At 41.1% G+C, this 14,034-nt stretch carries 10 protein-coding genes; 2 read left to right on the top strand and 8 right to left on the bottom strand.

Going from position 1 to position 14,034, the window contains the following annotated elements; genetic code table 11:
- The first annotated feature begins 137 nt into the window (after nt 1-137).
- Nucleotides 138-1,016 carry an AraC family transcriptional regulator gene (locus MKY19_RS15220; RefSeq protein ID WP_339241042.1) on the top strand — a complete coding sequence of 293 codons (879 nt, stop codon included), beginning with the start codon at nt 138-140 and terminating at the stop codon, nt 1,014-1,016.
- 53 nt (nt 1,017-1,069) lie between these two features.
- Here the strand turns inward: MKY19_RS15220 and MKY19_RS15215 are convergent, their stop codons facing one another.
- From MKY19_RS15215 to MKY19_RS15180, 8 genes are all read right to left on the bottom strand, one after another.
- On the bottom strand, nt 1,070-1,852 hold the full coding sequence (locus MKY19_RS15215; protein WP_339795789.1) for an ABC transporter ATP-binding protein: 783 nt from the start codon (nt 1,850-1,852) through the stop codon (nt 1,070-1,072).
- Nucleotides 1,853-1,890: 38 nt separating this feature from the next.
- A complete protein-coding gene (locus tag MKY19_RS15210) occupies nt 1,891-2,577 on the bottom strand; it encodes a FadR/GntR family transcriptional regulator (protein WP_149645670.1) in 687 nt (228 codons plus the stop codon).
- Nucleotides 2,578-2,741: 164 nt separating this feature from the next.
- Entirely contained in the window at nt 2,742-3,119 is a 378-nt protein-coding gene (locus tag MKY19_RS15205; protein WP_042188380.1) for a VOC family protein, read from the bottom strand.
- 229 nt (nt 3,120-3,348) lie between these two features.
- On the bottom strand, nt 3,349-5,961 hold the full coding sequence (ppsA, locus tag MKY19_RS15200; RefSeq protein ID WP_339795786.1) for a phosphoenolpyruvate synthase: 2,613 nt from the start codon (nt 5,959-5,961) through the stop codon (nt 3,349-3,351).
- Between the two features lie 233 nt (nt 5,962-6,194).
- Nucleotides 6,195-8,846 (bottom strand): discoidin domain-containing protein, encoded by a 2,652-nt coding sequence (locus tag MKY19_RS15195; protein WP_339795784.1) that lies wholly within the window; start codon nt 8,844-8,846, stop codon nt 6,195-6,197.
- Between the two features lie 302 nt (nt 8,847-9,148).
- A complete protein-coding gene (locus MKY19_RS15190) occupies nt 9,149-10,072 on the bottom strand; it encodes an aminoglycoside phosphotransferase family protein (protein ID WP_339795782.1) in 924 nt (307 codons plus the stop codon).
- A gap of 69 nt (nt 10,073-10,141) precedes the next feature.
- Nucleotides 10,142-11,161 carry a phosphotransferase gene (locus MKY19_RS15185; protein WP_339804317.1) on the bottom strand — a complete coding sequence of 340 codons (1,020 nt, stop codon included), beginning with the start codon at nt 11,159-11,161 and terminating at the stop codon, nt 10,142-10,144.
- A 154-nt stretch (nt 11,162-11,315) separates the two neighbouring features.
- Nucleotides 11,316-12,230, bottom strand: a complete 915-nt coding sequence (locus MKY19_RS15180) for an ArsR family transcriptional regulator (protein ID WP_339804314.1) — start codon at nt 12,228-12,230, stop codon at nt 11,316-11,318.
- A gap of 173 nt (nt 12,231-12,403) precedes the next feature.
- Between MKY19_RS15180 and MKY19_RS15175 the strand changes: the two genes are divergently transcribed.
- On the top strand, nt 12,404-13,900 hold the full coding sequence (locus MKY19_RS15175) for a glycoside hydrolase family 43 protein (RefSeq protein WP_339795780.1): 1,497 nt from the start codon (nt 12,404-12,406) through the stop codon (nt 13,898-13,900).
- The last annotated feature ends 134 nt before the right edge of the window (nt 13,901-14,034 follow it).

Raw genomic sequence — 14,034 nt, 5'->3', positions numbered from 1 at the left:
GCAGCTATTTCTATTGTATGAGTTGAGAGAATTTAGAATTGGGGGTATTTCAGACATTTTTATAGGTGGATCTAGACATTCATTCATTAGTTTCGTACGATATGTCTAGCCTTAGCAATTTGAAAGGGGCCACGATTATGAGTATCAGACGCAGCACTTTTGTCATGTCTGGAGATAGCTTTTTCGAGCCTGGTGTGCCAATTTATGTGAACAGGGCTTGCGAAACGTTCGAATTGAATGCGCATTCCCATGAGTTTATCGAAATTACTTATATCAGTGAAGGAGCAGGCGTTCACTACATTGACGATGAGGCTGTTCCTGTCGAGCACGGTACGTTATTTTTTATCCCCATTGGACGCAGTCATGTATTTCGACCTAAGACCCCGATGAAAGACCGCCCGCTCATCGTTTATAACTGTTTATTTCCAGTAGAGTATTTATCAGAACTTCAGGCTACCTTTCCTCACGCTACAGATATTTGTGAATTTTTCACAGACATGCAATTGCTATGGTACTCTATGAAAGATGTCAATGGCGCATACCATATAATGTTTCGTGAACTGTTTCGTGAATTCTCGGCAAAACCGCCAGGATATCTAGCTGTACTCGATGCTCTAGTCGTACAAATATTAACAGGCTTGTTTAGACATCGATTGCAGATTGTTGCGCCATCAGGGGATAAGCCGCAATGGATGGCAGTGGATGATGCGATTGCATTTATAAATTACAACTATGCCAATGGGCTTAAACTTAGTGATCTCGCCAGTAAAGCGAACCTTAGCGAACGGCAATTCAGTCGCCTTTTTCAGCATCAGACTGGAATGAGCTTTACAGATTATACGCAAAGTATTCGAATGGATGCTGCATGTCGTATGCTTTCAGGAGGTCATAGAAGTGTAAGTGAAATTGCCGCTGCAGTTGGATATGCTGATCTCAAATTTTTTCACCAAATATTTAAAAAAAAGATAGGAATGAGTCCCCGACAATATAGTAATTCTATTCGAAGTGAACACTAGCTTCTAACATTCAAGATAACAAAAGCTGCCTAGCAATTGCTAGGCAGCTTTTCCTACTTATCACCGGCAAGTGTAAGCCACTTGCGATTGTGATGCTCCTGAACTTCTACGGGGGTATCAAAGAAATCGCTCAACACATCCGACTGCAAGCAGTTTTCTGTCTCATCCCCTTTGTAGATTTCTCCGTTCTTCACCAGCAAAGTATGTGTAAAGCATGGTGTTATCTCCTCGATATGATGCGTTACATACAGCAAAGTTGGTCCGTTCGGTTGCTTCGTAATCTTCTCAATCATTTGTAACAGCTGTTCTCGGGCAAAAATATCGAGTCCAGTGCAAGGCTCATCAAGGATCAATAGATCTGGATTGGCCATAAGTGCGCGTGCAATGAGGACCTTCTGACGCTGACCTTGCGACAAGGTATCGTATGTACGAGCGGCTAAGGAAGAGCAGTCTAGAAATTCCATCAGCTCCTCGGCTTGCTTTTGATCCTCTTCATTCGTCTTGTCGTATAAACCGATAGTTGCGAATTTTCCGCTGAGGACGATGGCCAGCGCAGTCTGATGGCCGTATAGCTTCTGTTGCAGCGAGGTGCTGACCCAACCGATTCGTTTCCGTAACTCTCTAAGATCCACATCGCCAAAGCGGTGGTCTAGCACTTCGACTTGCCCAGTCGTCGGCCATATATAGCCGTTTACTACGTTCAGCATCGTCGTCTTGCCTGAACCGTTTAGTCCGACGATACACCAGTGTTGCCCTTGTTTCACTTCCCAATTCATATTGCGTAAGATCATTGTTGTATCACGTTGCCATGATACATTTTTGAGTGATATAATCATGCCCAAATTCCTCCTCATCATGAATGTCTATATTGAACTTAAAGCTCAGAAAGTGTTCCATTTAAAATTTTGAGCGTCGATTGTACTGCTTGATCTGAATCCCCATTTTTAATAGATTCATAAACTTGTTCATGGTAATCGGATTGAGGATCATGGGAACTATAATTACGGTTTAATTTACTCATTGCATCTGACAAAATATGAGTAAACGTTCTATATAAGTCAATGATTACAGCGTTTTTACTTGCCATTGCTACAGCCATGTGGAATTCAATATCCGATTTGGCATACAGTTCACGATCATTCTGCTTTAGAGCCATATCTCTTGTATCCAAATGTTTTCGCATGTTGAATAAGTCAGTGTCATCATGCCGTAGAGCTGCTAATCTTGCGATTTCTAATTCAATCATTTTTCGAGCTTCAAAGACCTCAATCAATTCTGCACGAAGTAAACGATGGGTAAGTGGTTCTTGAATAATAGGACTGGATTTTAAGTAAGTTCCAAAACCCTGCTTTTTCTCCAATAAACCAGCATGAACTAACACACGGACTGCTTCTCTTATCGTTGATCGCCCTACATTAAATAATTGCATTAATTCAGGTTCTGGAGGTAATTTGTCTCCTGGCAGGATTGTTCCTGTTGAAATTTTTTGTTGTATTTGATTAACAACATCATCCACTAACTTAGTGGCTTGAACGGGTTGGAACGACCCCTTTTCAAACATCTGATCATCTCCTCTTTTTGCAGAATAACATGATATTCTTGACTTAACAAGTAAGATTTTGAAGTTTATAACGGTCATTATGGGTATGAAAAAACAGCTAATCATTTTGATTAGCTGCTGACGTAATTTATTTAACTATCCCCTTATTGCATGTTCATTCAATTTTATTGTCCTTTTTCCATTACAGCAAAGTAGTTATTTTCACCGTCTGCGAAATTGAATACTCTTCCACCGGGAATTTCTACAATATCTCCAACCGTAACATTTTTGTCCTTCAACTCTCGATTCAATTGATCAAAATTATCCGAAAAGAACATTAAAGAAGGTGTTCCAAGATTCATTTCAGGATTCATTTGGGCAACCAACTCTTTATTATGAAGAACAATGCTAGTCGCTGCACCTTTCGGAGCAAGCTCGATAAATCTCATAGGGCCATTTGTTTCGTCTAAAATCACTTCGAATCCTAGCTTTTCTGTCCAGAATTTTTTGGATTCCTCTTGGTTATTTACATATAACATAATTTGTCCAATTTTATTAATCATAAGTTATACTCTCCTTAGTCGGGATAATTTATTTCTTTTTTAAATATACCTCATGAAGAATATTCGCGTCAAGGAATATTGATTCTAACTCCCCTTTTGCAAATATAAGTTGGCTTTGTTTCCGGAGGTTGTCCATATCCCCATATTATTTACTTTCTTTTCCTACATTAAACCGAATTTCAGATCAGCGAAAGAGAACATCGATAATTATTTTTATTTTTAAATACCTCTACAATATTTCAATATAACCTTCTGTTCCATTCACACGAATTCGTTGCCCGTCTTTTATCAGCTTAGTGGCGTTATCCACTCCGACAACTGCTGGCAAGCCATATTCACGAGCGATAACGGCTCCATGGGTCATCAGTCCGCCAACTTCGGTGACCAGGCCTTTAATAGATACAAACAATGATGTCCAGCCAGGGTCAGTAAAGGCGGTGACTAATATATCGCCATCTTCCAGATCTGCCTCTTCCATGTTTAAGATGACACGAGCTCGTCCCTCTATTACTCCGGTAGAAACAGGGAGACCTATAATCGCTTTGTCTGGCAGATTTTCTCGTTTGTATTCACCTGTAATAATTTCACCATCAGATGTGATTACACGTGGCGGAGTAAGTTTTTCAAAAAAATTGTAATCGTCTTTTCGTTTTCTGATGATCTGATCATCCAGTTTATTTGTGCGTACGACTTCGTGAAGTTCTTCAAAAGTGAGATAGAATATATCTTCTTTTTCATGAATAACGCTAGCTTGTACAAGTTGTTCGGCTTCTTTCAGCAAAGCCTGCTTATAAATGAAGTAGCGGTTAATCATTCCGTATTTTGGATATTCACGGTAACCGATATAATTCCGGATAAAACTGATTACTCGTTTTGTCTCTTCAGCTTTTAGTTCTCCATCCGGTAATTGCTTCAATCGATCTAATAACTCTTGTTCTTTTTCTAAAGCCTCCTGTCGGCCTTGCTCAAATTTTTGATTGCCAGCATTAGGCTCAAAGTTTTTGATATTACTGAGAATCATGGGGACAAGTGTAATCGGCTTTTCACTCCAACGAGTTCTCGAAATATCGATTTCACCGGCACATCGCATTCCGAATTTGTTGAGATAAGCATAGATTGCGTCTTGAGTTGCTTGTCCACCATCAAACTTAACCAGTTTATCCAAAAAAACATCATCTTTTACATGTTGTAAATAATCAACTATTTCCGGGTAAGGACGAATCACATCTGCAACATCCAAAAGCGCCAGACCCATTTCTGAGGTAATGTTGTTTGGTACAGATTGAGAAAGCATATCTGCTGCGTTTTTTTCACCTAACCACTCGTACATTTTTTCATTAATCCATGACGAAGCGTTCATAGCAGTCATAAAAACCTTTGTACTTTGTGGGTCAGATAAGAACTTCTTTAATTCCTGGAGATCTTCAAGAATAAAATCAAATAGATCTGCTCCTGATTTCGTTCGGATGTTTTGTCTTAATTCTTCTATCGACGTTTGACTGTTCTTAATCAAATCAGAAACGATTGCCGGATCATTTTCGATTAATGCTTGAAAACCTTCTGACGAACTATCTTTACTGCTATTAACGGGACTCTGTTCTTTTCTATCATCTGGTAACGATTTTATATATTCTCGTTCTATTAGGGTCATAAATGCGTCTTTTATGAGCGGATCGGATTTCCCAAGGGTATTTATGAAATTTTCTCTGCTGACAGGTGAAGCCAGCATATGTGTAACATCAACAAACAACCTTCCACCGGCCTTACGCATGGGTGCAGGAGTGATTAACAGGTAAAAAGACAATCCTAGTGGTTTCATGGGATCCGTCATCATTTGTTGATGACCGACAGATACGTAAACGTGATTTTCTTGATCATTTACTTCAGGGATCGGGTATAAAGTAGTGATTGGCCGGCTTTGAACAATATAAAAAGTATCATGATCCAAACACCATTCGATATCTTGTGGACAACCAAAATAAGCTTCAATCTCTCTACCTATGCGTGCCAGTTGTAAAATTTGTTGTTCGGAAAGGGTTTGAGTCTTTTGCTGATCGAGATCGATTTTCAGGGTCTCTGTTCCACCTTCTTTTAATCCATAGATAGCCAATTTTTTGGTTGCTATCATCATATCGACGATTTCCTCTTCCTGTACTTTATAACAATCGGCAGATACCAAGCCAGAGACCAGAGCTTCGCCAAGCCCAAAACTGGCATTAATAGATAGCAGCTTTCGATTAGAAGTCATCGGATCCGCTGTGAATAAAATCCCTGAAGCCTGAGGGGAAACCATCTTTTGCACGATAACAGATAAATATATCTGTCTGTGGTTAAATCCATTTTGCATGCGGTAGATTACCGCGCGATCCGTAAATAGAGATGCCCAACATTTGCTGATATGCTGCATGATTGCTTCTCTTCCGATGATATTTAAATAGGTGTCCTGTTGACCGGCAAATGAGGCATGTGGTAAATCTTCAGCAGTTGCACTAGAGCGTACTGCATAAGCCTGTTCTTCACCAAATTGGGAGAGATAGTGAGTAACTGCTGTCACAACATCGGAAGGAATTTCTACTTCCATAAGGAGTTGTCGAAGCTTCTTACTGATTTCACCAATTTGCTCTCGATCGTCTACGTTTAATATGGATAGTTGATCCAATAAAATATGATACTTTTCGTTCTTTTCGATGGTTTTTTGGTAGCCCACTGTTGTAACACAAAATCCTTCTGGTACTTTTATTCCTTCGATAGTTGATAATCGCCCTAAATTCAACCCTTTTCCGCCCACGAGCAAAAGCTGTGTGGTTTCTATTTCCTGAAAACCAAGAACCAATGAATGCATACAAAATCTCTCCTAACCATTAAAATGAGAAAAAATTTGACAAGAGTTTAGCTGCATGGTATCTTATAAATATAAGATGCATTATCTATGCATTTATATTTTTTAAAAGTCGTGATCCGATTATATCATCGTGTCTTTTTATATGCAATATAAAAGAACCTGAAAGCTATTCAGGTTCTTTTTTTGTGTTTCCCGCTATTATTTGTTATTCAAAAACCATGGTTCGAACCGAACTACAACCCATAGACTTCAAACTCATAAATTCGTGCTGCTGTATCGGCTCCTTGGGTTGGCTTAAGAGTTATTAATTTTACATAGCGAGCTTTCACCAAAGCAATCGCGTCTGTCGACTCAGCTGCCGAGTTTCCTTTCACGTTTACAACATCCGTCCAGTTCGTTCCGTCGTTACTCACCTGAATGGTATAATCGCTTGTATTAAACCCGGACCATTCTCCTCCACTCTGAGCATGCTTGATGATAAAAGTGCTGATTTGATGCTCGGCTCCTAGATCGACTTGTAGCCAATGAGGCAGATTTCCAAGTGCACACCACTTGCTATTATCCGTCACTTTACCGTCAACTGCGTTTGGCGCGCCTTCCTTGTCTCCGCATGCATGATCGGCTGTTGCAGGTTTTCCAAGTGCTAAATTCTTCACCGCACCAGCTTCCTTACTCACTGTAATTAGCGCCTTTTTCATAATTGTGTCTTGGCCCGAACTGTTGGTTGCAGTTAGTGATACGTTATATATGCCCTCCTGATTGAACGTTACAACCGGGTTTTTCGATGTGCTGACAGCTGGGCTACCGCTTTCGAAGCTCCATGACCATTCTTCTGTCACTTCGGTCGACAGGTCGGTGAAGTTTACGCTCTCACCTGGAGCTACCAAGGTCCGATCTGCCTTGAACTCTGCAATCGGCTTCGGATAAGCTGGCCAGCTGATCTTCGCGCTGGAGGCCTGACCTTGCTCGTATCTTCCATTGATTGCAACGACCTTTAATGCTGTTAGTGTTTCTTTGTCTATTCTTCTCATCTCAGGAACGTAAAACACATGATTTGGCGTTGCGCCCAATAAAACCTCACTACCATCTGGAAGTACTCGATAGATTTCATATTGCTTCACCTGCTGATCAAGTGCTTTCCACTCCAATCTAGCATCTCCATAAATTCCATCGCGGAAATCGGATTGAGTAACCTTCAGATCGCGAACCGCCGGCAGCGTTTTGATCGGGTCGTTGGCATTTTGGATGGAGAGCTGGCCAATTTGAATACTATAATTACTAATCGTATCCTTGGAATCAAAATAAAGTGATACTGCTGCGATTCGTTTCCCTTTGTATGGGGTCAAATTCAAAGTTTCGGTAGTCCAGCCTGGTGCTGTCTTATCCTTCACATTAAGAAAGATAAATTGGTCTGGTTGGTCTGCAAAAGCAAGACCTACCTTCAAGCTAGGCTTGTTCAGCGTTTTATAAGTAACCGATAGCTTTGTGCTTGCTTCGATTTTAAGGTCTGTCTTGTAGAGCTTCAGATGTGTTGCATTGTTATGGCTCAGATCACCTGAAACCTTCAGTGAACTGCCGCCGTAATACGCATCGGACCAATCGAGTTCTGGAGTAAGTGAAGTTCCTTTGCTGTCTGCGATCCAGCGCCATGTTGGCAGGATATCCTGCAGGCTCCGGTTATTCCATCCCTTATCTCGTACCTGCTGCCCTCGGACATAATATTTCTGCCCGCTTCCTGTATTGAAATTTGTGATGAAAGGTAGCTTATTTACAGGGGATGATTCTACCACATTGTTCGCGATTCCTTTCCAGGCCTGATCGCTCACGGTGTTACCCGGATTCCCGTTTGGCCCCACCCAGAATTTGTTCTCGCGTGCGAAGAAATCCTCCATGCTTTCTGCGCTGTTGAAAGCCCAGTCTGGACGGTAGATACCAAGGGAAGTGACGGCAGGTTGACCATCCGGAAACAGCAGATTCCAGTTCACATTCGTATCGTAGCCCTTGGCTTCAACATCTATCCCTGCATACAGGTCATACGGACTTCTATCTAAACTTTTGGCCTTCTCTGCCGAGCTTTTAAGATCTTTCCACCAAAAGTTCAGGAACATATTGTCTGTTATTTTCTTATTATTGTCTTGCAGGAACATTGCATTCTTGTCATTTAGCGCATTTTGCCAACTGATACTGCCCTCCTTGGTCATGGAGTCGTACCATACGATTTGCATAGATGCAGATTTGTGCGATTCTAGATAACTTAGGAAAGCTTTCATTTTCTGGGCATCAGCTGGTGTTCCACCCTCAGTCTCCTGGTTAATAAACCAGCCGTCAAATCCGTAATACTTCGCAACCTGGATCAGCTTATCTGCGGCAGGAAAGGAACCGTCGCTGTTCTGCTGAAGCATTTGCTTCACCCATTCAAATTTCCCTCCATAAACAGTTGGTGGGAAGAACACCGTTCCGACGATCGGTACGCCATTTTTATGTGCTGCGTCGATCGTATCAGCGCTTGGTGGTACGATAATTCCTTCCCCGGCAGATCCGCCCCAATAGACCAGCTTGTCAACATATTGCCAATAAGTAAACGTATTAGCTCCAAATTTGTCTGATCCCTGTGATGGCACACCACTTGTTCCCGAGTTCAGTGCTGATAAAGCCATAACTTTTGGCGCTTTTGTCGCATGAGCATTGACTCCATCTGTCACAAAGCGGTCTTGCAGCGGAATTGTACTTCGGTTGAATACCGCATCCGGGTCGGATGCAGGACTCCACTGAAGCAATTGCTCTGGAAACCAGTAGGATGAATAAGGCTGTTTAGCGAACGCAGTAGTGGATAATGCTACGAACATCACAAATAAGAATATAAAACCTGCACCAATCTTTTTCATGCCGTACTCCTCCAATCGATAATTTTATGATTGCGCTTACATTTTATCAAGTTGGACAAAGGTGTAGATAGTGGATTAATGACAAGTCCAGGTGCAAATATTACAGATTGTAAGTCTGAAGCTCTATAACAAGCATCATTACTAGGATCAATAATCCTAGTAGGAATTAGAAATTTGATATTTATATACAAAAAGCCGCAACTATGCGGCTAGTATATGTATATGATTTGGTCATCTTACATGAAATCAATTTATACTGAAGTGTTTACCTTGTATCCATTCAAATGTAAAGCGTTCTGTTATTAAGCTTTCAGGTTTAAAAGAAAATGCCGTGTGTCCTGATAAGCATCTGTCCAGCCCATCTTAGCATAGAAACGAAGTCCATCGAGTCCCTTAAAATAATAGGCGCCGATTAGCCGCTCCTCAAAATTCGGGGTCACTATTCTAGCTTTCTCTTGATAGTTTTGATGCGCGTTAATGACATCACACCAAGGCATATGCTTGTCGAGAATCGCAAGGTCTATGAGAGAATCGCCATACATGCAATTTCCATCAATAATGCCGGAAATCCGTGTTCCGTTGGACAAAATATTCCACTGTTGAAAATCTCCGTGTATAAAGCTTCTATTTAATTCATTATAGGGTACGTATGTCATCAAACGACTATAGATTTCTTCGTATACTTCTCTCTCCAAGCAAGACGTGCGGAAGAGTTCATGCCAATTCTCCCAGAATGTCCCCGTCTGATCTTCCGCATTTACGGCAATGACGAAGTCTTTCCAAGATGAATAGGAGCCATTACCATCTGGTCCGATCCAACCATACCCGTTAGTTCCACCAATATCCGTTTCGGCCAATCTTGTTAAAATGCCGATAATTTCTGGCATCAGACGGGTTTGTTCCTCTGCTGTAAAATCGGATAGATTGCGACCTTCCATTCGCTCCATGATCAAATAGGTTAACTGATTAGTCCTCCCTAACCCCAAACATTTTGGGAAAGGAATACCTTGATCGAGTATCAAATTGGATACAAATTGATCGGTCTCATATGCTCGTTCCAAATCGCTGAATTTCACAACATAGTCTTTTCCTTCTAAAATAAATGAAAACACGTTGCTAATGTTGCCGCCAGACAACGGTGTAATCTCAGCCGCTCCCTGTCCAAGATGATTCCACAGTACTTTTTCAATTTCACTCATGGTCAATTCCGGTTTTTCGTAAGTCATTTTACTCCAACTCCTGCTTATTAGAGTCTACTATGAAATTATCCGCAGCATATCAAAAACACCATCTTCCTAAATATCTCGTTCCTCATACTCAAAGGGTTCATCACATGAGTAAAATTCATGGAAAAATCCTACATATGGGATATCGTCTTCTAGACATTTTATACGATATGACAGCTCTTCATCGCATTCCGGCTCTTCACCATTGTTCCGCATTACCTCGAATGCATCAACAATGTTTTCCATGAGGGTTACTTGGATAAATAATGGCAATGTGTCTAACATCGAATCTTCGATCCTGGTCTCGGATCTGTAGCCCTCAAGCACTGTTTTAAAATAATCATCCATAAACTTTTTGCGTTTAAAGACGTCTTGTTCAAATTGTATCCAGCCCACTCCAAGTGTCCAGAGATTTGCCAGGTCATACATATACCAACAAAAGCAGGAATTATCGAAATCAAAAACAGTTATTTGCCCTGTATCAAAATCGATCATATAATTCCCATCGCAGTAATCAAAATGTACCATCCCAAAAGACTCGTGATTCCTGTCCATCCCTTCTAAGGTTGTAAGGAGATCTACCAGCTTCTCCTTCAGCAGAGATAACGAGTCAGGTATTAGCTTATCTATATAATCGGCATTGTATTTATCAAAAAAATTATACCGAGAATGGACAGGCGTATATCCCTTCGATAAGTGATGCATTTTCCCAAGGACTTTGCCGCAGTTATAATAGTATTCAGTAATAGGAACGCCTTCCCGATACCGATAATGATTTTCCACGAGCATGCTCCCCTTGGCCTTTTCAAACAAGCAGACAAAAAAGGTATGATTATTAAGAGTGATCGTTTCCAACAGGTTCCCCTTCTGGGAGTTGACTACATTCGAAACACTGCCGCCATGCTCGTACAAATACCTGATATATTCCACTTCACCCAAAATATCTTCTCGGCTTCTGTCACTTAAGAAGGCAATTCTGATTATTTTTGCTTCAGAATCAGCTTTATCACAGTTATATGCGATATTCCGTCCTCCTTTATGTGCATTGATAAGCCTGATTTCATAACCTTCCAATCCGTACAATTCCATCACTAATGGAAGTAAGTGTGTATCAGCGATTTTAATAACCTCGTTATAATTCAGAATATCTCCCCTCTCAACTTTTTCAATATATGGATAGTTTACCAGTTCCAGCTGATAAACTGGATGGAGAAAACAACTATAACTGAAATATCCTGCTTCATTAGGTCATCGTTCCTAGGTACACACGAATTAAAATATCTTGGTCATGGTTACCGAATCCAGCCCCATAAAGTGTCAAACCACCAACATTAACAGCCTTCTCGTCAACTGCGAACCGAAGCGTCCAGAATTGTTCCCGTAGCAAAATATCTGCGACAGTAATGTCCGACATCCTTTCTTCATCAATAAATGTGCCCGAAGTGTCAATGCGGATCGTCTTCAATAACCCGTATTGATTTACATTCCGATGCCACCAATCCGGAGTATATATGCCTCGTGCCGCTCTTCCAAAGTCTGCTGGACTGGTCCAAGTTCCAAGCTTTACACCGTTAAAAAAGAACTCAATATCCGAAGGCCAATGATCTCTCAAGCCTGGCGCTTCAGAAGCAATTTCCATTGAAATCTCGATGGCCTCGGGCATTTGACCGGCAAGTAAGTAGTTAGGCGTTTTGTACTCTACGTAACCTCTCCCAAACCACAAAATGCCAGCGTTGACCCGCTCGGGATCGAGAAAATATCGGGGATCGTCCCAAACCCCAATTTCTTTCTCTTGTGTCCCAAGACCACATGTAGGATGGACATCAAATGAGGTATAATGACCGACTGAAATGGTCTGCTCTCTGATCCTCGGGGTTTGAGTGGCAGTGGGGAGTTCGATTTCAACTCTTTTTTGTTTAAGGAAACACATTTTGTGCGTTCCTCCGTTTAGGCGTACCCTGTGGCTTCCTGTAAGTCCAGCTTGTTCGAGCTTTCGGATATGCATAGTAACTATGGAAGGGCTAAGCTCTAACTTAGCCGCGATCTCCTTCACATTCATTTCATTATCTGCAATGAGGCTCATAATCCTCCATCTGACTTCGCTTGCCAGCGCTTCATATAATGCCATGAATTTTGCTTCGCCGTTTGCTTTGATCATCATCATAATCACCTGCCTGTGCTTATTGAAATTACATATATATTAATTTAATAAATATAACGTATATCTTCAACCCCGATTCATTGAAAACTTATAAGCAATAGTGTTTAATTTTCTTAGTAGTTGAATATATTGAATTCTTATTTATATGAATTTATTAATGAGGTGGAGAAATGAAATACAATAATCCGGTCATCAAAGGGTTTTATCCTGATCCCAGCGCATGTAAAGTTGAAGACACTTATTATTTGGTCTGCAGTTCCTTTCAGTATTTTCCCGGTGTTCCGATTTTTGAAAGCAAAGATTTAATTAATTGGACCCAAATCGGTCATTGCTTAACCCGAAAAAACCAGATTCAATTGGATACTGTGGACAGCTCCGGTGGTGTATTCGCCCCCACCCTGCGGTACAATAATGGACGATTCTACATGACGACCACAAATGACACTCTACGCCAGAACTTCTATGTCTGGACTGACAATATTTACGGCGAATGGTCTGATCCGATTAATGTAGACCAAGGCGGTATTGATCCGGATTTGTATTTTGAAGACGGCAAAACGTATTTCATGAGTAATGGGACAGACGATTACGGAGTTAATGGTATTGTCCAATGTGAAATAGAAATTGAAACTGGGCAGAAGCTGTCGCCAAGCCGTTCAATCTGGCAAGGATCCGGTGGGCGTTATTTGGAGAGTCCTCATTTATACAAAATTAATGGACAATACTATCTGCTAGCTGCTGAGGGTGGAACCGAATATGGGCATATGGTTACTTATGCAAGGGGCAATTCTCCTGCTGGTCCATTCGAAGCCTATCCGCATAATCCCGTATTGACTAATCGAAATTTAGGCGGTTACGAGCTTCAGGGAGTTGGACATGGAGATTTGGTACAAGACCATGAGGGGGATTGGTGGCTGTTACATCTTGGATTCCGGCAGACTGGCCAGTATCTCACCTATCACCATTTGGGGCGCGAGGTTTTTCTAACTCCGATTACCTTTGGCGAGGATGGATGGTTTACAGCAGGTCATGAAGGTACCACACTTATAAGTTTCGAGACTGATCGTATTGCGGACACAGTCATTCAGCAGCAGAAAAGAGTCTTTACGTTCGAGAACACAGATTGGAATTTGGACTGGTGTTACCTGCGTCACCCGGTTACAGAAAATTATAGGTTAGAAGCTGATAAAATAAAGCTTAAAGGAACTGCTGTAACGTTAGATATCCCGGCTACCCCGACATTTATTGGTATTCGTCAAAAAGACTTTAACGCAATTATTTCATGCGAAGTCAGCCTTACGAATGGTGAAGCCGGAATTACACTTTACATGGACGAAAATCACCATTATGACTTGGCCTTGCGTAAACATCCAGAGGGTTATGAGATTATCGAACGTCTGAATATCGGAGATATCAAATCCATTGAAAAAACAAAAAATATAAGTCAGTGCAACCATGCTTCATTAATTATCAAAAGCAGTCCAACGCATTATCACTTTTATATCCAGGTAGACGGTACTGAGATCTTACTCGGAGCTGCGCAAACCAAATATCTATCCTCTGAAATAGCCGGAGGATTCACAGGTGTGCTTATTGGTTTGTACGCCACTGGACAAGACCAAGATTATAATGCGATATTCACAAACTTTAGCTGCCTTTATTCTTAAACCTTCAAATTAGAATGAACTGTTCAAGGCAAGAGTGTTCTTCTAAATAAAAGAGGGGTTAACCCCTTAATTTTGGTTAACCCCTCTTTTATAAAAACAACAAGATCCTAAGAAAAATTAGATATCCAGCTTCC

The sequence above is a fragment of the Paenibacillus sp. FSL R5-0744 genome (genome assembly GCF_037972555.1).
GTDB lineage: Bacteria > Bacillota > Bacilli > Paenibacillales > Paenibacillaceae > Paenibacillus_AQ.
Note: the sequence above shows the minus strand (reverse complement) of the source record. Positions and strands in the feature narration are given on the sequence as shown.

Bases quoted from the DNA above. Each gene is read 5' to 3' on its own strand.
- MKY19_RS15220 (WP_339241042.1), top strand. From the start codon at position 138: ATGAGTATCAGACGCAGCACTTTTGTCATGTCTGGAGATAGCTTTTTC.
- ppsA (WP_339795786.1), bottom strand. From the start codon at position 5,961: ATGCATTCATTGGTTCTTGGTTTTCAGGAAATAGAAACCACACAGCTT.
- MKY19_RS15175 (WP_339795780.1), top strand. From the start codon at position 12,404: ATGAAATACAATAATCCGGTCATCAAAGGGTTTTATCCTGATCCCAGC.
- MKY19_RS15190 (WP_339795782.1), bottom strand. From the start codon at position 10,072: ATGACTTACGAAAAACCGGAATTGACCATGAGTGAAATTGAAAAAGTA.
- MKY19_RS15205 (WP_042188380.1), bottom strand. From the start codon at position 3,119: ATGATTAATAAAATTGGACAAATTATGTTATATGTAAATAACCAAGAG.
- MKY19_RS15215 (WP_339795789.1), bottom strand. From the start codon at position 1,852: ATGATTATATCACTCAAAAATGTATCATGGCAACGTGATACAACAATG.
- MKY19_RS15185 (WP_339804317.1), bottom strand. From the start codon at position 11,161: ATGGAATTGTACGGATTGGAAGGTTATGAAATCAGGCTTATCAATGCA.
- MKY19_RS15180 (WP_339804314.1), bottom strand. From the start codon at position 12,230: ATGATCAAAGCAAACGGCGAAGCAAAATTCATGGCATTATATGAAGCG.
- MKY19_RS15195 (WP_339795784.1), bottom strand. From the start codon at position 8,846: ATGAAAAAGATTGGTGCAGGTTTTATATTCTTATTTGTGATGTTCGTA.
- MKY19_RS15210 (WP_149645670.1), bottom strand. From the start codon at position 2,577: ATGTTTGAAAAGGGGTCGTTCCAACCCGTTCAAGCCACTAAGTTAGTG.